Raw genomic sequence first — 24,058 nt, forward strand, 5'->3', positions numbered from 1 at the left:
ACATCTTTGACACCTTATTCGTTACCGCACAGCACAAGAACACATCTTACCTAGTTAAAGCCTTACTGTAACCTCAGCTTTACATGCTTAAAATATACTTTTTGAGTTCTACATTGATCAAATTAAAAACTTGTACTATTGGAATGGGAGGAACACATCATACTAAATTTTATTAAAATGTAAGGTCAGCTATGTGGAAAATTTAAACTACAAAATACCAAAGGATAAGGTTACAATTGAACTAACAATAAGTAAGATGTGTTCCTATGAGTACGAAGTTAGAAATACGCAGTCAGTTTGATTTAGTAAGTGAGTTAACTCATTTGTTTTGTGAAGAATTAAAGGAAGTGGGTTTTCATAAGGCATCATATTATCAATTGCCAGATATCGACATAAACGACGAAAAGAAAGTCCCTTCTTCAATTAGTGTACAAAAAATTGAAGGCGATGATGCTCATAAGTTAATTCTAAATTCCTTTGGTGATTTTTATAAAAAGACAGGATTAAGTAGTCGAGTATTAAAAAGACATCCAGGTTTATTAGTTTTAAAAGATGTCGATAAGCAACATTTCATTGCAAGGATAAATCAGTTAAATAAAGCCAAAGCTGATTTTAAAAATAGTGTAATAGCTATCGATAATAATGATGCGCGATTTGAAGCGGTTCACAATGCTGTGCCTAATCTCATTACACTTGCTGCATATCGTAAGATCCATTTTGAAACTGAATCGCCCTACTCTGTTCGTTTTACTTGGATGCACAAACACTCAACTAAAACGCTAACTAAAAAAATGGCCTTAGCAATGCTCGATAAATCGGCTAGTTATTCTAATCCAAGAATGATCGACCAACACTCTTGGCAAGCGCTAGTTGCACAAGAACAAAGTCGTGTTGCAAGTTTAGGTGATAAAGAAAAATTACGAATTCGTAGACCAACAAGAGTTAGTCCACAAGTTAATGTGAGGTATACAGCTCAAAACCGATATCATGTTAGTGCTGCTTTACCTTTTATTTTGATAAACCCAGAACCAGATGTAAAACTGGGTACATTAACTGATTATCAAAAACCAGAAAGTCATCCTCGAAAAAGAGAATATGATTTCTTAGTTGATAGACTTTACTTAGAACAAGTAACAGATTGATTATGTTAAAAAGGCCACATCAGTGGCCTTTTATTTGTAGTTAGTAGTATTAAAGAAATTAGTCTTCGACTATTTCTTCAATTTTATCTTCATCGATTAAAACTGCATTTTCAACAATGCGTTTCCCACCTTGAATTTCGATTCGTTTGTTATGCTTATTAAGCGTAAGAATCTCATCACAAAATTGATCAGATGGATGCATCTCATATGTGTAATCAATAATATTACCCGTTTTGTCATCTTTGACATTGGTAATGTTATATTCAGAGATTGCACCTTTCTCAATTAAGTCTTTCATTGTCGTAGTCATATCACGACGCAAAGCTTTTAATTTATTCTCGGTAATTTCGTCTGTTGAATAAATAGAGCCATATTTTTCCATAATAGATAATAGTCGGAAATGGTAGGTCTTACCCGGTGCCGCATAACGCCATAGATGATATAAACGAAGCATCATCCAACGAGATAAACCACGTTTTAATTCTTGAGCACTATTAAAATAGTAACCTTTGTATTCAAGGTTGTCGATCATGTTATGAACGAAGGCATTCAAACAAGCTACACATTTTACGTTACCACCCTGACCTTTTTTGCCACTAAAATGAAGCGACGATAAAAAGTTCATGTTCGATTCGTAAAATGAGTCATCAATATCAGAGTTACGAGTATCTGTTGCTGAATATTTAAAAGAAAGTTTAGAACCTTGTAATGCTTCTAATGATTCTTTGATTTGCGGATAAGGCATCGACTGACCAACAGCTTTCAGCTCTTGCGCTAATTCATTCATTGAAAAAACAACCGCGTATTGAATACCAGACTTAAAATTGATTTTTACAATTTTACCTTTTGAGGCTAAACGAATTAAGGCACGTTCGACCTTTTCTTCACGATCAGATGGCCAAACAAGATATTCAACATCTTCACCATCTTTTCTTGTGCTTACTACCGCTGGTGTAATTTTGATTTCACCATCATAAAGAATGCCGTCTACTTTTTCAGAGATTTTTCGTGTAACGATGGTTTTCTTTGGTGCTTCTTCAACCGGAAGCTTCTTATGACCAGAACGGACAAATCGTCCCCATAGATCATAATGATTAAATGTATTTGAGTAAGCTCTCAAACCATGTGCAGCATTTTCAATTGAAACACGCACATCTTTGTTGTCTGTAAATAGTGCAAGACTTTCATTATCTATTGCACTTTCCACCCCGTGGATCTGCCCGCGTAATGTATCGGGTAAGTTATCTACCGAGATGTTGACCTTTCGGCTCATTGTTCTTATTTCCAATTTTTCTTCGACAGTTAATAACAACACATAAAACTTCAAAAGTTAAATGTTTAAGTTAGTATAAACTTGATCCGATCATAATTAATTTCTTCGGATCAAGTTTATACTAACTGTTTCGTAATTGCTGATTTTCAGATCAGATTTTTACTAAGTTATAGTTGATAGGTCGCGATTTTACTAACTCAGTTCAAATTATGTCCTGTTAATCACCTTTTTAAAGCGATTTAACACGACATAAATCGCTTTTTTAAAACTCCATGTGGATAAACAGCTCTTAAGTTAGCATAGATCTGATCTGTACCAACTATAGATCAGATCCATACCAACTTATTCTGCATTTTAGTCATGCTCTCGGTGCATAACTTTATAATTTAGTTAGTAAAAAGTTGATCTACACCACTATTTTTGTGAGTAAACCAGTGGTTAAACTGTGCATAAGTCGAAGGCTCATTTTTTGCTTAGTAATTGGCTGATCTGCGAGTCATTAAAGATCTGATCTTTACCAAGTAAAATCACGATCTGGCTTTTTAGTAAATATTCAATGAAATCAGTCATATATTTCACTATTTTAGCATCTTAACCTTATATACCTATATACTTAACCGATATTAAACTTACTTATTTATACTTAGCATCAGTAAAGTTACAAATTTTTATTAAATGTCTTATAAATAAAAGGTATGTCGCCTTAAATACTTGTTTACAGCAATTTTAATGGACATTATACTTAAAGCATAACTTTGAGGAAGAAAGTATGTCTATCAATAATAATGCGCTAGCCACTTATAGGTTACTAAAAGCGACAGCAGAAGTTGCTGAAAAATCGCTAGAAGGACGTATTCAACATTATCGTGCCCATTTAAAGTCTGAAGAAAAAGAACTTCGTACTTATACGCAAAAAGCAGCCGCTGACTTATTAGGCTGTAATAATCGTACCTTAAAACGACGTCATGATAATGGTGATTTTGATGCACTTGATATCAAACGTGGTGCAAATGGCCACTACGCTTATACCTTAGTAAATATCTTTGCTATGGCTGATATCATGGATATTAAGCCTGATCACCGTACAGTTGATGATAAATTACAAGTTATCGTTATTAACTCATTAAAAGGTGGTTGTGGTAAAACTACCAGCATTGTGAACATTGCCGCTGCACTTGCTACTACCAATATTAAACGATACAGAATTGGTATTATTGACCTTGACCCACAAGGTTCTTCATCAAGCTTTTTCCCACCTAGTGAGCCAGACCCAATTACTGTGGGCGACTTAATGCGTGATTGCATTGAGCTTGAAGAAAATGAAACCTGGGATGAGTTAGTATCGAACTCTTTCTTACCTACCCATATACCTAATATTCGCATTTTACCTTCAGGTATGGATGACTTTTATTTCGAGCATGAAACAGCAACTTTATTAAAAGATAGCTCTAGTTACGATAAAACACGTCACTATCATAAACTGCTCGAAAAAGTTATTGAACCGGTAAAAGATCAATTTGATATTATTCTAATTGATACAGCTCCATCACTTAACTTTATGTTTTATAATGCATTAATGGCTTCTACATCGATGCTTATCCCAGTTCATCCTGAAGCTGTAGACTTTGATGCAAACAATAAATACTTAAAGCGATTAGGCGAGATTTACCATACAGTTGCTGCGCTTGGCCACCAAGGTTGGGACTTCATGCAATTCTTAGTAACTAACTATGTTAAAGGGAACCATTCACAGCGCGACATCGTTAAAGATGTTCGTAGTGCATTTGGTCGTCAAGTAATGAGTTACCCAATTAATCATAGCTCGGCAATTACCGCCAGCTCATCTTCTTTTAATACCATTTTTGATCAAAAAACGTCAGATAGCTTAGCTAGTCGTGAGTCACTACTTCGTGCGCAAGAAAATATCAAAGATGTTGTTGATGAACTTGAAATGCTGATCCGTTCTAATTGGCAGTCAACTCAATCGTCTCTAAATACAGCTAAGTAAGGTAATTAATAAAAATGGCTAAAAAACGTAAAAACGATACCAGCTTAGACCCTTTTTCAACGTCTATCGAAAGTAGCAGTCTAGATGCTTTGCTAGAGCAAGCTTCAGCTGGTGATGTTATCAGTATGCCTGCTCCAAGCGATCCTACACGTCAAATTACTTTGGTGTGTAAGGTTATTCCAAGCTCAGAAATTGAAGCTAAAACAAAGGTCTATGGTAAAAACCGCCGTGTACAATCATTACTAAATGAAAAGTCAGTTGCCGATATCCTTCCTGCAATTGCCGAAGACGGCCGTAACCAGCACCCTGCCCTATGTTGGGATAAAGGTGACGAAATGCTTGTATTAGCAGGTTCTCGTCGTCGAAAAGCATGTATCTTAAGTAACTCTGATTACTTAGTTTTAAGCTCTGAAGATTTCACAGATCAAGATGCTAAAATTCTTGCTGTATCATCTGATCAATACATTGCCCCAAGTCTATGGGAGCTAGGTCAAGCATATCAACAGACCCGTGATGAGCTTATTGCTGAGGGGAAAAAAGGCTCTTATCGTGAGATTGCGGCAATTGAAGGTGTATCACACACTGCTATTGCTGATGCTATTAAAGCGTTTGAGAATCTACCTTCTGAGGTTTTAAGTCTTTACCCAACTGCGAATCATGTTGGCCGTGAAGTAGCTAAAAAGCTTATTAGTGCCAAAGAGCGTGATGAGCAGCTGTTTACCAAGCTTGTAAATGACGTAAGTAGTGATAGCGAAATAGCGCAAATCAGCAGCGATGATAAACGTGCTCTTGCAATTACCAAGCTATTAACTGCTGAGCCAGCAGCGCCAAGCCGTCGTGAAGCCCTTATTGATAGTGAGTTTGTCAGCGTACAACGTAACATAAAAAGCGGTGATTTATCTGTGAAAATCGATAATAAAGTGATGACAGACAAACGCTTAGAGCAGCTAACTAAGCTATTAAATAGCTTTAATTAGTTAGTAAAAGAATGATCTCTCACGCTTTTACTGTTAGTAAAAGCGTGATCTCCCCTTCCCTTTCGTTAGTAAAATATTGATCTATTACCAGTAAAATTGGTACTTATTACACTCTCAGATCAGTTTTTTACCAACTAATAACCCCTTTACAGGTTTTTTACTCTCATAATTAGATTGCTTAGTAAAAAATTGATCTGTAAAGCCCCTACCTTGTTATTAACCTGTTTATATCTTGTGCGATTGTTGTTTGTTAAATACTCAGCATGTCAGTTTTCAGCTTTGATTTTATTTTAAAGCAGATTTTTACCAAGTTATCAGCTCCAACCAGTCCAATATTGCTCAATAGTGCTTTAGCTCTGGTCCGATAGATCATATACTGGCAGAATTATTTTTTGTTTTTACTGCCAAAAGCGTTATGTCTGCTAACTTATCCAAAAATGACTTATTAGCTATCTTTGAAGAAATCAAACAAGAGCAAGAAACTCAGTTTCCTCTGTCTGAGCGCTTCATTAAACAGCTATTTAAGCCGCATGTGTTAAGTAAAGCAAAAGAGTATCACCAGAACGGCCAAATCAACTGGTTAGAACATAACAGTGATTTTAGCGTTATTGATGCATCTATGTTTGGTAACGAAGGGAATACTTTTACTCAGCATATTGAGATCAGTAAATTACCAAGTGGTTTTTCGGTTGATTCGCATTGTACTTGTGGCTCTAAAACTAAATGCCGTCATATTGCAGCTGTGCTCCTAAAACTCAAAATTGAACATTCAGGTGACTATGGTGAAGACTACATCATTAACGATTGGTTTAGTGAGCTAAAAACCCTTAAGCAAGTTGCTAGTGACAATGCCAAACAGGTTTTATTATTTGTTCTTGATGTAGAGAAATCAGTTGTAACCCTTACCCCTAAAATAGCTAATTATGACGCTGAGCATAACTATACGCTTGGTCGTAACCTTACCGAGCAGCAATTAAATAGTTTTGTAACCCCCACTGATTTATTAGAATCGGATTTTCGGTTATATAGCTGGATCCGTTCTCAAAATGCCCTTGGTAAACTAGAGCTTAAAGGTCAATGGGGCTTTGCAGCACTACAGCAATTAATTGCCACCCAGCGTTTGTTTTTAGGCCGTTCGCGCCAAGCAATTAAAGCTGACAGTATGCAAGCGTTAGAGTTTGATTGGAAACAAAACAAAGACTTAACGTCATTGAGCATGACGCTTGCTGGGCAAGATAATTGGTTATTGTTAAAAACAACGCCCCCTACTTACCTTGACCCTGAAAAGCTAAAAGTAGGCCGAATTCGTACTCCGTTAACGGCTGATGAAATAGCGCTACTTGCCAATATGCCTGCTATTCACACAGAGAACTTTGACCGCGTTTATCAACAGCTCAATGATAATTTTGGTGAAGGTGTGATCCCTCATGCATTTAAGGAAAGCAAAAAAAGCCTAGCTCGAACTGTATTCCCTGTCATCAGTATTAATAATGACGAGGGCACAATCCGCTTAGGATTGCAGTTTAATTATCAAAACTCTTTGTATGATTTAAGCCATGCGCCAGCTGATATATTAAACCAGTCATTAGAAAACACCGTTGTAAATGAATTAACTAACCTTGGCTTTGAATTATGTAAAGGGGCTTTACAAACAGAGTTTATCTTTAATAAACAATCGGTTATTCATGAGCACTGGTTAAAGTTTGAAATAATTCCAAACTTATTAAAACGCGGTTGGAAAATTAATGATGAGTTAGCCGTCGGCAAAGTCCTTAAACAGCTTTCACTGCAAGTTGAGCGTGGTAAAGGTCATCAGATAGTTAGTAAAATCGTGATCTCTGGTGTTAAAACTCAACAGTTGTTTGTCACTGATAACAATACTTATCAATCGCTTAATCGACAAAGTGAGCGTTTTTATTACTTTACTGTAGGAAAACGCTTTGCTGTGGTTGAAAAGGCCGCGATGATGCAGCTTAATGATTATCGTGAACGTTTTGAGCATATTAAAACCCGTGACGAAATCTTAATGCCTTTGTCGTTTTTGCCTAAGCTCATCGAGCAAAAAGCAATTAAGGTTAATATTGTTGACGATGCTCTAGATGCTTACCTAGCTGAATTAAATAGCTCACAACAGCTTATTAAAAAGTCCGATATTCAAGGCTTAAACCAGGGTGTGCAATTGCGTGAGTATCAACAACATGGTGTTGATTGGCTTAACTTTTTAAAACGTCACCAGCTTGGTGGTATTTTGGCTGATGACATGGGGCTAGGTAAAACTCTACAAGTTATTGCCTTTTTAGCTAATGCCAAGCAATCACCACAAGCAGGCCCCACGTTAATTGTTTGCCCAACCAGCTTGGTTGGTAACTGGCAAAGTGAAATTAATAAATTTGCGAGTAACTTAAAAATTACCACCGTCTTCGGTGCTGCGCGCAGCGACCAATTACAACAGTTGTCGCAAGCAGATTGTATTTTAACAACTTATCCTCTATTGAAGCGTGATATTGCCTTTTATTCGCCGCTGTATTTTGAAAACATCATTCTTGATGAAGCGCAATATATTAAAAACGACGCTGCGCAGGTTTCACGCTTGGTTAAGCGCCTTAATGCTGACTTTAAGCTCTGCTTAAGCGGCACGCCTATCGAAAATAACTTATTTGAGCTTAAATCTTTGCTCGACTTTGCAATGCCTTCTTTACTTGGTTCGCAAGCACATTTTAAGAGCTATTTTCAAACGCCAATTGAGCGTGATAACGACGTTGCCCGAGCTGATGAACTTAAGTCGTTGATCATGCCATTTATCTTGCGTCGTACTAAAGCACAGGTAACGCAAGAGCTACCAGAGAAGACTGAGCTAGTTAAAGAGTTTGAATTTGAGAGCAAACAAAAAGAAATTTACAACGGTATAACTGAATCTTTAGAGCAGAAATTAGTCGACCTATTTGCACAGCAAGGAGTACAAAAAAGTAAGCTAGCCTTTTTAGATGCATTATTAAAGCTCAGACAAATCTGTTGTCATCCAAAATTGATCGACCCTAGTTCACAGGCTGGTAGCGCTAAACTTGAATGGTTATCTAAGCATTTGCCTATCATGCTTAGCGAAGGTCGTAAGGTGATTATTTTCAGTCAATTCACCATGGCACTTGATGTGATAGCAGAGCGATTAAATGAATTAGGCATCAGTTTTAGTATGCTTACCGGGCAAACAAGACACCGCGACCGTGTTATCGAAGAGTTTACTCAAGGTGATACATCCGTGTTTTTAATTAGCTTAAAAGCCGGCGGTACAGGGTTAAACCTAACTCAAGCCGATACTGTGATTCATTTTGATCCTTGGTGGAACCCTGCTGTTGAGAAACAAGCGACAGATCGTGCCTACCGTATTGGCCAAACTAACCCAGTGTTTGTTTATAAATTGATTATGGCTAACTCAATTGAACAAAAAGTATTTAAAATGCAGCAGCATAAGCAAGCCCTTGTTGATGCATTATTTACCGAAAAATCAATGAGTTTCACTCAGTTTGATGAAGAGCAAATGCTTGCTCTGATAAAAAATTAAATTTTTTTAAAGTTTTTTTGAACTAATCAAATTTTGGGGCGTCTATTATTATGCTTGTTGTTAAATTGCAGTTTACATAAGCATTATGTTGATTTCCCATTTGGTTACTAAATTTTAGTAATGTTAGAGCCAGCTCACTTTGAGCTGGCTTTTTTTATGCCTAAACCCCCTACTCTGCTGAGCACTAATTCGTTATGATGATGTGTCTTTAAGTTATTGAGTTTTCGTTATGATTACAGAGCTGATTGCACAGATTAATTGGCAAAGTGGTGTGCTTGGTGCTGCTGTAGGTGCTGTTGCAAGTGGTGTTATTTTTGCCTTACAAAAAAGTCGCTTAAAAAATCAGTTAACCGAACTGCAAAATAGTCAGCAAATCCAGCAAAATCATTTAGAACAAAAGCAGCTGCAACTTGAACAAAGCCAACTTACGCTTTCGCAGTTACAGCAAGATTACGCTGAGCAACGTGATGAGTCTCAACACTTTAAAACCCGCTTTGTAGAACAAGAAAAACAAGCACAACAATACAACCAGTTTTGGCGTCAAGTTGAAGCTGAGCTTGCTGATACTAAAGCTGCACTCAATCAGCGCGATGTTGATTTAAGTACCTTAAGAAGCACTATAGAACAAAAAGAACTGCATTTTAAAGAGCAGCTTAGTCATATCAAAGAAAGCAAAGAGCAACTCAAAAAAGAGTTTGAAAATCTCGCTAATCAAATCCTTGAAGAAAAATCGCAACGTTTTAAAACCTTAAACCAAGAAAGTATTGAGCAACTTTTAAAACCGGTTCAGGGAGAGCTAAAAGGCTTTCGCGATAAGATGGAATTGATCCACGTGGAAGATCTAAAGCAGCGTGCAGCACTAAAAACGGAGTTATTGCATTTACAGGCTAAAAGCCAAGCTATCACCGAACAAGCAGATAGGCTGAGTACCGCATTACAAGGGCAAAAGAAAACCCAAGGTAATTGGGGGGAGTTAATGCTTGAAAATGTACTAGACAGCGCAGGGCTGCGTGCTGGAGTAGATTATCAGCGAGAAGTGTCGTTTAACACCGAAGATGGCCGTTTACGCCCAGATGTTGTGGTGTATTTACCTCAGCAACGTCATTTAGTTATCGATGCTAAAACCTCTTTAAACGCGTATACACGCTATGTAAATGCCGATACAGAGCTTGAAGCGCAGCAAGCGCTTAAAGAGCACGTAACGGCGGTGCAATCACGTATAAACGAGTTAGCAAGCAAAGCCTACGACAGACTACCTGGTATTAACTCCCCCGAAGTGGTGATCATGTTTGTACCAATAGAATCTGCATTTGTTGAAGCGCTTAAGTACCAGAGTGATATTTATCAGCAAGCAATCGAAAAAAACATTTTAGTTGCAACTCCAACGACCTTATTGACTAGCTTGAATATCGTAAAACAACTGTGGCGTTTTGAAGAGCAAACTAAATACTCAAAAGAGCTTGCCGCCCGTGCTGAGCGTTTTTACAACAAGCTCAATGGTTTCCTAACCAGTATGGAAGGGGTTGGTAAGCAATTAGACCGCGCCAAAGAAAGCTATGATAAAGCGTTTTCTCAGCTGTACCGCGGTAAAGGAAACTTAATTAAGCAAGCTTCTGAGTTCAAAGAATTAGGGGTTTCTGTTCAAAAAGAATTACCCGCAGAAAGTGTTGAAAAAGCCCAATTAGAGTTAGATTAATATGCAGGTTTTAAAGCGCATCGGGTTTGTTGTCTTGGCATCTGTATGTTTTGCAAGTAATGTCAAAGCTGCAAATTATGATTACGACAGCCAACTTAATAAAGCGTTACACGCTAATAAACTCGTTGCGATTGGTGATGTTCATGGCAGCGAGCATGTTGTTACTAGGCTTATTAAATACTTAGATGAGCCTAGTAACTGGCAGCAGATTGATGATCTTGTCGTTGAGTTTGGTAATGCGCGGTATCAAGATTTAGCTGATCAATATTTGTTGAGCAAACAGAATATAAGCATTGATGACGTAAGGCACATTTGGCGCGACACCCTGTATTTTATGGCATGGCAATATGATGTTTATGAGCAATTAGTTTTAAAGTTAAAACAGCTTAATAGTTCCCGAGAACATAAAGTTCGTCTTGTCCTTGCTGAGCCTGCAATGAACTGGCAAACCCTCTCTAAAGAGGATTGGCAAAAGCTAGAGCGTAGCCGTGAAACTGGCTATTTAGAGGCTATAAATCAGCATGTTTTCGCTAAGCAGCGCCGTGCAATCTTACTCTTTGGTGCATTTCACACGTTTAAAAAGCCGGTAGTTATAAGCAATCAAGCTTCGCCTTTTAGTTCTGTTATTGCATTACTTGAGCAGCAAAAACCGGGCTCCACATACACTGTTTGGCCTGCGATGAAAAACGATGGTCTTCCATCATCATACCCTGCGGACAGCTTGATCCCTTTATCGGCTAATAGTTCGTTGAATAAGCCGTTAGCGTCAATGTCTAAACGCTTTGCTACAAGCAATAGTATTAGCCTTGCGGATGTTGTAGACGCCTATTATGTGCTAAAAAACACAGACAGAAACGCGCCATTAAGTGATGCGGCTTTAAATGATCTGGCGTGGCATAAAGAGTTAAAACGTCGTGCTGAAATAGTGTCACCAAGAAGTGCTAAACAAATCCACTCTTGGCTTAGCCAACATAACTAATAAAAAGCCAACTTCATGTTGGCTTTTTATTAGTTAATAAGTTCTGCTGAAACAATATCGTTGAGCATCAAAAAGTGGTTAAGTACAGACTCTTCAAGTTCGAATACCTGCGCTAGTTTTTCGCCACTTGCTGACATCCCTGTTTGCGCACCAGCAAACTCAATATGCAACCCTAAACGCTTCAGGGTTTGGGCGTCGTAACTATAAATAGCAGAATCACGTTTCTCTGTAATACCAGGCATCATACCTATGATAGTAACTGCCTGTTCAACATTAATGATATCGAAGAATTGTCGCTCTGCGGCTTGCCATTTTGCTATATAGCTAGCGACCTCAGGCGGTTGCTCCATGGGCACGTATAATGGCTGTAATGAGCCCCCATGCCAGCCGATAACGGCTTGCTCTTCAACGAGGACATGTGGGCTTGCGGTAAGTACATAGTTGGCACAAGACGATGCACAAAGCTCCTGTACCACAACATCGAGTTGATATTCATGAACTAAGCCACCTAAATGTAAACCCGCCATCACATCACCACCTCGGCTATTAATAACCAAGGTGTTGATTTGTTGATCGCTACTTACTAATAACTGTTCGAACTTTTCAACATTTTGCTTTGATGTTTCGCCCTGAAAATAAATAGTGCCCGGCGATACTTCACTAATTTCAGCAACGCTTTGCTGTGTTGTTTTACAACCAACCAGCAGCACGCTCAATAAGAATAAAAAACGCATTAACAATGCCTTGAAGTTTTGTTTGTATACAGTGCGCAATTTAATAATATGTCATTAACGAACTGCAAAAATGGCATAGTACGTTTTTTTACTTGAGAAATAAATCCACATAATAGGAATAATTGTATGAATATTGGAATTTACATCTATGATGATGCCGAAGTACTCGATTTCTCAGGTCCGTTTGAGGTGTTTAGTACTGCTAAGCGCCTAGCGAATAATGATTGGCAAGTGAGTTTAATTGCCAAAAGTGATAGTCCTGTACTTGCCCGCGGTGGTTATAGTGTAAACCCCCATTACAGCTTTGCTGACTGCCCTTCGCTTGATCTCCTTGTTGTGGTTGGTGGCGACCATACACGAGAGCTAGAAAAAGCAGAGGTTATTACTTGGTTAAAACACACAGCTACTAACACCAAGCGTGTTGCGAGTGTTTGTACGGGAGCGTTTTTGCTTGCCAAAACAGGGCTTTTGAACGGTAAAAATGTCACGACTCATAGGCAAGATCAACCTGAGCTGGCTGCTACGTTTTCTAAGCTCAATGTGATTTCAGATACTCGTTGGGTCACCGACGGTAAGTTTACCAGCTCTGGGGGAATTTATGCAGGCATTGATATGAGCCTAGCGTTAGTCGCTGAGTTTATTAGTTACGAACATGCCCTACTGACCGCCAAACAGATGGAATATAAATGGCAGACGTTATAATTTCTCAGCCATGTAGTCAGTTATAAACTGTTTTAAACAGGCAGCCTTTTTACTCAGTAAACGTGCGCTTGGCCAGATGGCATAAATGTCGCGTTTTTCCCCTCGCCAGTGTGGCAGTACTTGAACTAGCTGCTGAGATTTTAATTCATCTATAACCTCAAACCGAGGTAACAAAGCGATACCTTGCTCATCACAAACTAAGTATTTTACAAATCCGGTATCGTTAAAAGTAGTAGCAAATCGGCACATGTGAGTATAAGTTGCATTTGTTTGTGTATTGGTTAGCTGCCACTTACTTCTCAACGTGGTACCAATTAACCTATGCTGTTTTAAATCAGTTGGCTCTTCTATGGTAGGTGCCGAATCAAGGTATGCTTTTGTGCTTACAAATAAGGTATCAACACTGCCTAACTTTTTTTGATGGAGGATAGAATCAGCCTGCGGCCCGACTCTTATTGCTATATCAGCTTGGCTTTTACTCAGATCTTCAACTTTATTATTAAGCAATAACTCAAGTTGAATATCAGGGTACTGTTTAGTAAATGCGAGCCACATCGGCTTTAAGAAACCATGACTAATATTCAGAGGTGCTAAAACTTTAAGCTTTCCTGATAATTGTGCTTTTTGATCATTAAGCTGGCGGTGAGTTTGTTCAAACTGCTCAATTAATTCAACATAACTTTGAAAATATACCTCTCCTGCTTGTGTTAACGTGCATTGCCTTGCTGAGCGATTTAAAAGCTGCTCGCCTAGGCGTTGCTCAAGTCGTTGCAAGCGTCTCGATACAGTTGCGGTAGGCAACGACAAGCTCTCAGCCGCATTACTTAGGCCACCTTGTTTAACAATCTGTATGAATAGGGCAATATCGTCAATCATGTTCTCATTTATGCAATCATAGTTTGTTTATCTTGCTATTTTTATCACTTTTGTAATTAGTTATCATGTTTTTATTGAAACATTTTAGGAGCAACTAATGGACGCAAAGCATTGGCATCAACGCTGGGAAAATAACGAAATTGGTTTTCATGAAGGAGACGTTAACCGTTATCTAGATCAGTATTTTACTAACTTGAATTTGCAGCAAGGCGATACTGTTTTTGTACCACTGTGCGGAAAAACTCACGATATTCATTATTTGCTAGCGCAAGGTATGCGTGTTGTTGGGGCAGAACTTAGTGAGATAGCCATTAAGCAGTTATTTGATGAGTTAAAGCTAGAACCCGAAGTTAGCCAACACGGCGAACTATTACGTTACCAAGGCGCAAATCTAACCGTTTGGGTAGGTGATATTTTTGCACTTACTGCAGCTGATCTTGGCCCTATCAACGCAGTTTATGACCGTGCCGCTTTAGTTGCGCTACCAAAGCCAGTGCGCATTCGCTATACCCATCATTTAATTGAATTAACTAATAGAGCTAAACAATTAGTGGTGGTATTTGAATATCAGCAAAGTGAGTTTTCGGGTCCGCCGTTTAGTGTGGTCGCCGATGAGCTACATCAGCACTACGATGCTTTTTATCAACTTACATTACTGTGTAAAGAGCCTCTCGAAGGTGGCTTAAGAGGGCAAGTCCCTGCCATGAACGTAGCTTGGAGTCTAAGTTAGTGCTTACAAACTCATAATGTGTAAATTCACACTCTAGTTGTGCGTTTTTCTGGCTAGTTTTTGTATCTCTGTGCGTGCACTATAGTGAAAAGTGTATTTAAGGAGCACATTTATGCAAAAGCCACGCGTTTTCTTTGTTTCTCATGGCGGCGGTCCTATGCCTTTACTTGGCGATCCAAGTCATGCCGATATGGTCACTTGTTTGCAGTCTATTGCTGCAAAAATTCAAAAGCCGTCAGCTATTTTGATGGTGAGTGCGCACTGGGAAGCGAACCCTATTAGCATCACTTCGAGCGCTACTCCTGAGTTAATTTATGATTACTATGGTTTTCCTGAGCCTGCTTACAGTATTGAGTACCCAAGCCCAGGTGAACCAGCCCTTGCCGAAAAAGTACATCAGGCATTGGCAAAAGCTAATATCGATAGCACATTAAACCCATCTCGTGGCTTTGATCACGGTATGTATGTGCCTTTGAAAATTATGTATCCAGAAGCAGATATACCTTGTGTGCAATTGTCGTTACATCCAAGCCTTGAGCCGAGCTTACACCTAGCGATAGGTGAGGCTTTACAACAGCTTGATTACGATAATTTATTGATCATTGGTTCTGGCTTTACTTTTCATAATATGCGCGCATTTTTCACCCCTGAAACCGCTGAAATTAAAGCGCAAAATATGGCTTTTGAGCAATGGTTAGTCAATGTGTGTGGTAATACTGAGCTGAGTGAAAAACAGCGACAAGCTAAGTTATTAGAATGGCAAATGGCCCCTGCGGCGCGTTTTAGTCATCCTCGTGAAGAGCACTTATTGCCGTTACATGTTTGCTATGGTGCGGCGATGCGCCCTTGTAGTGATATCTACGAACTACGTATTGCCAACAAGCAAGCTAGTATGTTCTTGTGGGACGATTGAGTTTAAGTTCAACCCCCCTGATAACACGATAAAAGCTCAGATTTTATAAGTTTATTTTGGTACGCTAAGTAAGTTAAAACCTAGGAACAACAAAATGAACATAATAAAAACATCAACCCTTGCGTTTGCTGTGGTTGCGGGTTTAGGTTTGCAGGCATGCTCAAGTACAGAGCAAGTAAGCACCCCATCAGCAACAGTGAACGCAACGGCTAATCCGCTCTCGCTTGAACAAATTTATAAAGAAAAAGACTTTAAAGCTGAACGTAGCACCTATTTTACGTGGCTCGATGATGGTACTGGTTATACGGTACTTGAAGAGCGCGAAAGCGATAAAAACAACCAAGACGACAAAGCTAAAGACGATGAGCACGGCGTAAAAGGCAATGATATTGTGTTTTATAACGCTGATGGGACGGGTCGTAAGGTACTGGTTAGCTACGAAAAATTAATTCCAAAAGGTGAGAAAGAGCCACTCACTGTTGAAAGCTATCAATGGTCTAAAGATGGTAAATGGCTGATGGTTTTTAGCAATGGCGAGCAAGTGTGGCGCTCACGTAGCCGTGGTGATTTTTGGCTTTTAAACCTCGAAACTGATTCGCTATATCAGTTAGGTGGCGAAAACATCGAAGCGAAAAAGCTGATGTTTGCTAAGTTCTCACCAGATAGCTCAAAAGTAGCTTACGTGCGTGATAACAACATCTACATGGAAAAAGTGGGTAGCAAGGCTGTGACTGCCTTAACCACTGACGGTAACGACACCATTGTTAATGGTAATTTTGACTGGGTATACGAAGAAGAATTTACCATTCGTGATGGTTTCCGCTGGAGTCCAGACAACAAATCAATTGCCTATTGGCAGCTTGATACCAGTGGCGTGAAATACTTCACCATGATCAATAACACCGATGATCTCTACCCTACCCTTAAAGAATTTCCGTATCCAAAAGCCGGCGAGATGAACTCTGCGGTTAAAGTGGGTGTGGTCAGTCTTAACGATAAGAAAACTCGCTGGGCTGAACTAGGTGGCGATAATCGCGATCGTTATATTCCACGTATTAGCTGGGCAGGCACAGGTGAATCTTTGATGATCCAAGATCTTAACCGCCCGCAAAGTCACAATAAGGTTTGGTTATTCGACTGGCAAAAACAACAGCTGACTAAAATTCTTGAAGATAAAGACGATGCCTTTATTGAATGGTTTTATAAAGCAAACTGGTCAAAAGACGGTAAGTTCTTTATTTGGCACAGTGAGCGTGATGGCTGGCGCCATTTGTACCGTGTATCTCGCGATGGTAAAACGATAGTCGATTTAACACCGGGCGAGTACGACATCATTGATATGTTAGCGCTCAACGAAGATAAAAACGTTATGTACTTTACTGCATCACCGGATGATCCGGGCCAGCGTTACTTATTCCGTACCTCGCTTGATGGCAGCTCTAAACCGGTGCGCGTAACGCCTGCGTCATTTGATGGTTCAAACAGCTATTACATGTCTAAAGATACCTCTTGGGCAATGCATACTTTCTCTAAATTTGGCACCCCACCAATGAAAGAGATCATTAAAGTAAGCGATCACAGTAATGTGAAAACCTTAGTTGAGAACAAAGCATTAAAAGAGAAATTAGCGACTGAGCAATTACCGACTCACGAGTTCTTTACGGTTAATGCTCGCGATGGTGTTGAGCTTGATGGCTACATCATGTTCCCAGCGAATATGGATAAAAGCAAAAAATACCCAATCGTTTTCTATGTTTACGGTGAGCCATGGGGCTCAACAGTACAAGATCGCTGGGAAGGTAACAGTTACTTATACAAGTCGTATCTAACTCAGCAAGGCTTTATTGTTGCTTCAGTTGATAACCGCGGCACGCGCGCACCAAAGGGCAGAGATTGGCGTAAGTCTATCTACAAAAAAATAGGCTCTATAACCGTGCGTGACCAAGTTGACGCCCTAGATGCAATGGTAAAACGTTGGGATGTCATTGATACCGACCGTGTCGGTGTATGGGGTCACTCAGGTGGTGGTAGTTCAACGCTTAATTTGTTATTCCGCCATGGCGATAAATATAAAGTTGGGATTGCCTCAGCCCCAGTGCCAGATATTCGCTTGTACGATACTATCTACCAAGAGCGTTATGCAGGTAACCCAAATACCGATCCTGAAAGTTACGACAACACGTCTCCGATCACCTTTGCAAAAGATCTGCAAGGTAAGTTGCTACTGATCCACGGTACCGGAGATGATAATGTACACTACCAAGGTTCAGAGCGTTTAATTAACGAATTAGTTAAGCACAATAAACATTTCGAGTTTTTTTCTTACCCGAACCGTTCTCACAGCCTCCGAGAAGGTAAAGGCACTACCCTTCACTATCACACTATGATGGCTAACTTCTTCGAAAAGCATCTACTTAACAAGTAAATATGCTTTATTAAAAAATACCGCAGCTTAGACGTTAAGCTGCGGTTTTTTATGCAAACTGTAAACCCCCGTTACAGATAAAAAGCGGTACATTTTGGGCTATTCGCATTGAGCAACACAAAATAACTCGCACCAATTTAAAAGTATGAAACTAGACCTTAGGCCTCATTAGATGGGCTTATTTCGTGAATAAAACCCCATAATCTGCTTGTTGATCTACACATTTTCTACACTTTTCAATCTTGGCTCTATGGTAATTTTTTAATCAATAATTCATGCAGGGAATTTGGTTATGAAATTAAGTAAAAAGGTGTGGCAGTCACTGGCAGTGCTTGCGTTATTGGCAAACTTAGCGGCTTGTGGTGACAGTGACTCATCGTCGTCATCAGATACAGATACATCGACTAGCGATAGCAGTGGTACTGATAACAGCGGTACTGACAACAGTGGCTCTTCAAGTAGCTCTGGTTCAATTAGCGTCAGTGATTTCAGCGATATCAGTCTAGGTGACTGTGAGCTCGATACCAGTCTAGAGTCACTCGTGTGTGCTGCAAATGCATTAATCGACACATTAGATGAAGATGAACTAGCTGATTTACAGCTTGATTATTCAGACTCTGAAGCAAGAACTGTGTGGTCAAACTTACCGACGGGCAATGTAAGTCGTAATGGTATTGAACTTGGGGCATTAGACGATGAATCACTTGAAGCAGCGATGATGGTTGCGAAAGCGGCACTGAGTGATGATGGCTACCAAGATTTCTTAGGGGTTATTGCTGCAGATGATTATTTAAATGAGCTAGGTGGTGGTTCTGCTTACTCATCTGGTAAATATTATCTGGCGTTTTTTGGCGACCCAGATGTGAGCGGCGACTGGATGTTGCAGTTAGGTGGTCACCACTTAGCTTATAACATTACTTACTTAAATGGCGATGGTTACCCTGTGCCAAACCATATTGGTACTGAGCCTAAAGTCAGCTTTGAACTAGACTCAGCAAGCTATGCTCCACTTGCTGATGAAGGTGACGCCCTCGTTGCTATGTTTGATTCGTTAAGTGAATCAGAACTTGAAGAAGCCTACTTAAGCGGTGAAAGCTATTCTGATGTATTAGTGGGCCCAGATAACGGGAGTGGTACGTTACCAACTGATTACCCTACAGGTGATAATCGTAAAGGGTTACTTGTTTCAAGTTTAACGCAGGATCAACAAGCACTGGTTACAGCAGCAATCGAGCAGTGGATCAACGACTACCCTGAAGAAGTGGTTGAAAACTTAACGCTTAGCTATGTAACGAGTTCTGCTTATGCAGATACCTACATTGCGTGGGCTGGCACTGAATCGGCAGGTGTTGATGTGGATGTTGCCGGGACTTATATGCGTATTGATGGCCCTAACCTTTGGATTGAGGTAGCGTGTCAAAATGGGGTGATTATCAGTGATGAAACTCATTACCATACAATGTTCAGGGATAAGAGCTGGGATTATGGTAATAATTTATAAGCCATGAAAACAGTAATTAATCTCCTATTTGGGCTGACCTTTTTGGTCAGCCTCTTTTGTACAAAAGCCTTTGCTCATTCTGCTTCAACGAGTGCTGTGTTTATTGATACACATAAACCACAGATTGAACTCGAAATTTATTTACCCCTCGATCAATTACGTTTAGCTGATGAAAGCCTATTCCCTTCACAAAGTGATGCTCTAAATAAGGTTAATTTCTCGGCTTTACAAGACTACATGCAAACACATGTAAGTATCACAACACAAAATTCTCAGCCGTTAACAGCACAAAAGGTTGATGATTTTGCTATCCATGAATTTGATAACGTACTTTTTATGGTAATGAAGATGCAATTTATCAAACCAGATAATTTTGATACCAGTGGTTTTTCTTTGCATTACAATGCCATTTTACACCGAGTTGTTACTCACAAAATTTATGTTTCGTATCGCAACGATATGCATGAAGTACTGAAAGCAAGTCAAGACATAGCAACCATAGGGCTGATCCGCTTTCAGCGCGAAACCTTATTTATAGAGCCTGAAAAAATTACTGCATGGTCTCAGTTTAAGCTGATGTTTGTAAATGGTATGAGCCATATTGCAGCGGGTATAGATCACTTGCTGTTTTTATTGTGCTTAATTTTGCCCGCCCCTCTAGTTAGTGCCAATAAGCGCTGGCAATCAGTGGCACCTATGCGCCAATGTGTTATGTCGGTAGCTAAAATTGTCTCCTTCTTTACACTCGGACACTCATTAACGCTAGCCCTGACGTCGCTTGGGTATATTTCATTTCCTGCAAAGCCAATTGAGATTTTGGTAGCGGCCTCTATTTTAGTTTCGGCGTTAAATGCAATCTGGCCGATTTTTTCGCAGTCAGCTATGTGGATAGCATTTATTTTTGGGCTTATCCATGGTCAAGCATTCGCGATTGAAATGAGCCATATGGGGTTTGATACTCAGGCTATTATCGTTGCATTGGTTGCATTTAATCTGGGTATTGAAACTGTGCAGTTGCTGATCGTTATTTGCGTTGTACCCGTGCTAGCAATGCTTGCCAGAACTTATTTTTATAGTGCTATTCGAATTACATTATCAGTGCTGGCAATGGCGGCTGCGAGCTATTGGATTATCGAGCGAAGTGTGTAATGAAAAGGGCCTTATTTGGCCCTTTTTACTTTCAAAACAAAATTACAAATAGCTGTTAAACCAATTAACTAGCTCTGATTCAAGTTGTTCTTTATGGTTCATTAAAAAGTGATTATCACCTTCATACACCACAAGTTTATGGGGTATTTGATGCTTATCTAGCGCTTTGGCAAATTGAATTGAGTTATCGACCGATACTCGTTTATCGTCACTGCCATGTATAAGTAATATGGGCACTTTTGGCGATAGCTTATCAACCCAGTTCATAACAGAGCGTGCTTCAAGCTCTGCTTGTTTGTTCTCTTTATAATTGGGAATACGACGCACATAGACGTTTTTTTCCATGTTAGGTCTAAACGTAAGCTCTTTGACTAAATCGGTCGGCCCCGCAATGGTTGCAATGGCTTTAACCTTGTTTGTGTGTTGCATCGCAAGGTGGGTTTGCATGCCGCCTCTACTTACTCCTAACATGCCAATGCGGCTTTCATCTGCACCTGCTATGTGAGGAATAAAATCTATAAGCGCAAGTACGTCGTTAACATCTTTGCCACCAAACTCATCTAAATCATCATTTTTAGTTAATGTACCGCGGTATTGGCTGCCGATAACCACAAAGCCTTGCTCTGCTAAAGGAAATAAATTGCGCATCATTGCAGCAAAATAAACACTGCCAAAATTACCGTTACCGCCGCGGTTATAAATTAATACCGGGAGCTTATTCTTGATGACTTTAGGTTTGATGATATAACCAAGCACCTCAACATTATCGACCTGATATTTAAAATTATGGCAGGTTAAATTAGCTTTAAAGTTATCGAACATATCTTGTGGAAAGGTTTGTTCAAAGGCTTTAATGCGCTTTAAGTATGCTTCTTCGTTTTTAGCTTTGCGTTTATTCTTTTGCGCAATAAATTGATGCCACGAATCATAGTCAGCAAAGATAGCTGTGAAGCAGTCTGTTTCTTTTGTTACGTGTTCATCATCGATAATTTTAGCTGCGCTGGTAGAAAAAACAGTGAGAAATAGGCTGGCAAAGAGTAGTAATTTATACACAACAACATCCTTATTGGTGACTAAAAGTTACTAAACCACAGTAACTTAAATGATGGTTATTTGTACATCATTAATTCAGTAACCGCTCAAGCCATTCAATCACAATATTATGTATAGATGTTTCGTAGCGAGACTTTTCGGGAATGTAGTAACACAGTTTTGATTCAACATCTTGACTATTAAACGATGTTAGTAACCCTGCATCTAGGTAAGGTTGTACTAAGGTGTTTGAGCAAAACACCACACCTTTATTGGCGAGCACCTGATTTATACCAAACAGCTCTTGATCGAATGTTTTTACCTTGAAACATGAATCACTTAGGTTATTTACTTTGAGCCACCGCGTTAATGGTGGGGCTGGTAGGGCATTATTTTTCCATTGGCTGGTGTATAAAGTAACCTGTTTATCAAGCCAAGGGGCGCTTTGTTGCGCGTTTGCCGCAAACATATCAAAGCGCTCATATTTGATGATATCTGCTTTGTTTACTTCCTCACTATTTCCTAACCTAACAGGCAAGGTATGCAGTTGCTTATCTAAAGTTTCACTGGTTGATATATCAAGCTGTAAATGTGGTTTCTCGCTATAAAGCTCATCTAAAGCGGGTATTAATCTTAGGGCTGCTAGAGATGATGTTGTGGTGATGCGTACTTGGTTATGTGCTTGGCTCAATTGTTCTATTGCCGCAAAAATAAGCTTAAAGCCGCTAGTTGTGTTTTTGCTCAGGTACTCGCCTGATGGAGTTAAGGTAATCTTTCTCACTTCGCGATGAAATAAGTCAATATTTAAGCGGCTTTCTAGGTTCGCAATGTGGTGCGATACCGCTGTAGGTGTAATCGCAAGCTCAGCGGCGGCTGCTTTAAAGCTACCTAGTCTCGCAGCTGACTCAAAGGCTTTTAAAGCTTGTAATGATATGTGCATAGTTAAACCCACCTAAATTTATAGGTGAGTATAACTTACTTATAGTGAATAATAACTCGTTTGTTAAATATCCCTTATTTATTGATGATACCAACTCATTAACTAATGAGGTATTTACTATGACTACTCTGCTACACATTGATGCCAGTGTGCGTTCAGCTAAAAATGCAAACCCTAACCACGACTCAATCTCTAAAAATATTGCTAAACAATTTGTAAATCATTTACAGCAAAATAATGCTATAGCTGAGTATATTTATCGTGATGTTGGGATTAATCCACCTTCCTTTATTAATCAATCTTGGATTGGTGCTGTGTTTACGCCAGCCAACAAGTTAACACTTGAGCAAAGAGAAGTACTGGCCGAATCAGATGAATTGATAAATGAGTTGGTTAAGGCTGATACCTTAGTGATATCAACGCCCATGTATAACTATGGCATGCCTTCACAATTAAAAGCATGGTTTGATCAAATCGTTAGGATCAATAAAACGTTTGATTTTGACTTGCAGCGGGGGGATTTTCCTTTGCAACCATTGTTAACAGGTAAACGTTTGCTGGTTATTACCTCAACGGGTGAGTTTGGTTTTGAGGTCGGTGGTATACGCGAGAGTATGAGCCATTTAGTGCCGCACATTAAAACCTTGAGTAAGTATTTAGGTGCTGAGCACATTGATGAAATTGCCTGTGAGTATCAAGAATTTAACGACCAAAGACATCAACGTTCTTTGACTAATGCCTATGCTAAAGCAGAACAATTAGCGCTTAGATACGCAAATTAAGATACACAACAAAGCCGCAATAAGCGGCTTTATCTGTAATGGGGCTTTACACTAAAAATAGGGTTTGGCGTTATTCAACTGAAATGAATACTTCAACTTCTTCACTGCTTTTATAAAACTCATAGTCAGTTTTATATGCACGAATATGAGGGCACTGTTCATTACTAAAGTACTGCCAAACTTGACCCCAAACATCGATAACGGTTTGTGGCATTGCACCTTTGCCGCTAAAGCGAAGGTAGTTACCAGTGGCGAGTGTAGTTTGTTCTATCTCTGGCAAAGTGACTTGCATGTCAGTACACGCAAAGACATCAAACTCCCCTGTGACATCAGATTCATAATGAGTGTACACGCCATAAACTTGGCTAGATGGCGCTAATTTTGGCGCTATGTCTGTGTAAAACTGCTGCCATAGGCCCGCTATTTTGGCACCTTCCCCACTCATTTCATTCATATTGCTGGTGCGAACTTTGAGGCCAAATAACGTTGTCGGGTTGTCGATATTGAGGTGTGTTACTTGCTGATCCATTGCATTTATCCTTGCTTAATTTGTTCCCTGTAAAATACCAGAGCACATGTACTTTAACCTAGCCTTTTTAATTATTTATTTTAAAAAGACTATATTTTGTTAACGGCCTTT

Annotated in this window: 19 protein-coding genes; 13 read left to right on the top strand and 6 right to left on the bottom strand. The window is 39.4% G+C overall.

Features of this window, described 5'->3' with window-relative positions:
• The first annotated feature begins 266 nt into the window (after positions 1-266).
• Positions 267-1,142 carry a DNA replication terminus site-binding protein gene (locus tag J8Z28_RS18175; RefSeq protein ID WP_250660683.1) on the top strand — a complete coding sequence of 292 codons (876 nt, stop codon included), beginning with the start codon at positions 267-269 and terminating at the stop codon, positions 1,140-1,142.
• Positions 1,143-1,200: 58 nt separating this feature from the next.
• On the opposite strand, the gene J8Z28_RS18180 is transcribed toward J8Z28_RS18175, so the two are convergent.
• Entirely contained in the window at positions 1,201-2,415 is a 1,215-nt protein-coding gene (locus J8Z28_RS18180) for a hypothetical protein (RefSeq protein WP_054563104.1), read from the bottom strand.
• Positions 2,416-3,184: 769 nt separating this feature from the next.
• Between J8Z28_RS18180 and J8Z28_RS18185 the strand changes: the two genes are divergently transcribed.
• From J8Z28_RS18185 to J8Z28_RS18205, 5 genes are all read left to right on the top strand, one after another.
• A complete protein-coding gene (locus tag J8Z28_RS18185; RefSeq protein WP_250660684.1) occupies positions 3,185-4,423 on the top strand; it encodes an AAA family ATPase in 1,239 nt (412 codons plus the stop codon).
• A 14-nt stretch (positions 4,424-4,437) separates the two neighbouring features.
• Positions 4,438-5,400 (top strand): hypothetical protein, encoded by a 963-nt coding sequence (locus tag J8Z28_RS18190; protein WP_062565464.1) that lies wholly within the window; start codon positions 4,438-4,440, stop codon positions 5,398-5,400.
• A 415-nt stretch (positions 5,401-5,815) separates the two neighbouring features.
• Complete coding sequence (locus J8Z28_RS18195) at positions 5,816-8,959, top strand: DEAD/DEAH box helicase (RefSeq protein ID WP_250660685.1); 3,144 nt, start codon at positions 5,816-5,818, stop codon at positions 8,957-8,959.
• A 229-nt stretch (positions 8,960-9,188) separates the two neighbouring features.
• Positions 9,189-10,655: a DNA recombination protein RmuC gene (locus tag J8Z28_RS18200; protein WP_250660686.1), complete on the top strand. Its 1,467-nt coding sequence runs from the start codon at positions 9,189-9,191 to the stop codon at positions 10,653-10,655.
• 1 nt (position 10,656) lies between these two features.
• Complete coding sequence (locus J8Z28_RS18205) at positions 10,657-11,634, top strand: hypothetical protein (RefSeq protein WP_250660687.1); 978 nt, start codon at positions 10,657-10,659, stop codon at positions 11,632-11,634.
• 29 nt (positions 11,635-11,663) lie between these two features.
• On the opposite strand, the gene J8Z28_RS18210 is transcribed toward J8Z28_RS18205, so the two are convergent.
• Positions 11,664-12,368 carry a hypothetical protein gene (locus J8Z28_RS18210; protein WP_250660688.1) on the bottom strand — a complete coding sequence of 235 codons (705 nt, stop codon included), beginning with the start codon at positions 12,366-12,368 and terminating at the stop codon, positions 11,664-11,666.
• A 126-nt stretch (positions 12,369-12,494) separates the two neighbouring features.
• Here J8Z28_RS18210 and J8Z28_RS18215 point away from each other — a divergent pair, with 126 nt between their 5' ends.
• A complete protein-coding gene (locus J8Z28_RS18215) occupies positions 12,495-13,070 on the top strand; it encodes a DJ-1/PfpI family protein (protein ID WP_250660689.1) in 576 nt (191 codons plus the stop codon).
• Here J8Z28_RS18215 and J8Z28_RS18220 read toward each other — a convergent pair.
• Positions 13,065-13,946, bottom strand: a complete 882-nt coding sequence (locus tag J8Z28_RS18220; RefSeq protein ID WP_250660690.1) for a LysR family transcriptional regulator — start codon at positions 13,944-13,946, stop codon at positions 13,065-13,067. The genes J8Z28_RS18215 and J8Z28_RS18220 overlap by 6 nt on opposite strands.
• 97 nt (positions 13,947-14,043) lie before the next feature.
• Here J8Z28_RS18220 and tmpT point away from each other — a divergent pair, with 97 nt between their 5' ends.
• From tmpT to J8Z28_RS18245, 5 genes are all read left to right on the top strand, one after another.
• Positions 14,044-14,676: a thiopurine S-methyltransferase gene (gene tmpT, locus J8Z28_RS18225; RefSeq protein ID WP_250660691.1), complete on the top strand. Its 633-nt coding sequence runs from the start codon at positions 14,044-14,046 to the stop codon at positions 14,674-14,676.
• Between the two features lie 112 nt (positions 14,677-14,788).
• A complete protein-coding gene (locus J8Z28_RS18230; protein ID WP_250660692.1) occupies positions 14,789-15,589 on the top strand; it encodes a DODA-type extradiol aromatic ring-opening family dioxygenase in 801 nt (266 codons plus the stop codon).
• Between the two features lie 94 nt (positions 15,590-15,683).
• Positions 15,684-18,014 carry a S9 family peptidase gene (locus J8Z28_RS18235; RefSeq protein WP_250660693.1) on the top strand — a complete coding sequence of 777 codons (2,331 nt, stop codon included), beginning with the start codon at positions 15,684-15,686 and terminating at the stop codon, positions 18,012-18,014.
• 292 nt (positions 18,015-18,306) lie between these two features.
• The gene (locus tag J8Z28_RS18240; RefSeq protein ID WP_250660694.1) at positions 18,307-19,515 is read left to right on the top strand and encodes a DUF3500 domain-containing protein; all 1,209 of its coding nucleotides are present in this window, start codon (positions 18,307-18,309) and stop codon (positions 19,513-19,515) included.
• Between the two features lie 96 nt (positions 19,516-19,611).
• Positions 19,612-20,664: a HupE/UreJ family protein gene (locus J8Z28_RS18245; protein ID WP_250660695.1), complete on the top strand. Its 1,053-nt coding sequence runs from the start codon at positions 19,612-19,614 to the stop codon at positions 20,662-20,664.
• A 42-nt stretch (positions 20,665-20,706) separates the two neighbouring features.
• Here J8Z28_RS18245 and J8Z28_RS18250 read toward each other — a convergent pair whose 3' ends face one another.
• Together J8Z28_RS18250 and J8Z28_RS18255 are read right to left on the bottom strand one after the other, a co-directional pair.
• Entirely contained in the window at positions 20,707-21,717 is a 1,011-nt protein-coding gene (locus tag J8Z28_RS18250; protein WP_250660696.1) for an alpha/beta hydrolase family protein, read from the bottom strand.
• Between the two features lie 70 nt (positions 21,718-21,787).
• On the bottom strand, positions 21,788-22,636 hold the full coding sequence (locus tag J8Z28_RS18255; RefSeq protein WP_250660697.1) for a LysR family transcriptional regulator: 849 nt from the start codon (positions 22,634-22,636) through the stop codon (positions 21,788-21,790).
• Positions 22,637-22,755: 119 nt separating this feature from the next.
• Here J8Z28_RS18255 and J8Z28_RS18260 point away from each other — a divergent pair, with 119 nt between their 5' ends.
• Complete coding sequence (locus J8Z28_RS18260; RefSeq protein WP_250660698.1) at positions 22,756-23,418, top strand: FMN-dependent NADH-azoreductase; 663 nt, start codon at positions 22,756-22,758, stop codon at positions 23,416-23,418.
• 70 nt (positions 23,419-23,488) lie between these two features.
• Here the strand turns inward: J8Z28_RS18260 and J8Z28_RS18265 are convergent, their stop codons facing one another.
• On the bottom strand, positions 23,489-23,947 hold the full coding sequence (locus J8Z28_RS18265; RefSeq protein ID WP_250660699.1) for a GyrI-like domain-containing protein: 459 nt from the start codon (positions 23,945-23,947) through the stop codon (positions 23,489-23,491).
• Positions 23,948-24,058: the final 111 nt, after the last annotated feature.

This window comes from Pseudoalteromonas sp. SCSIO 43088 (assembly GCF_023650795.1).
Taxonomy (GTDB): domain Bacteria; phylum Pseudomonadota; class Gammaproteobacteria; order Enterobacterales; family Alteromonadaceae; genus Pseudoalteromonas; species Pseudoalteromonas shioyasakiensis.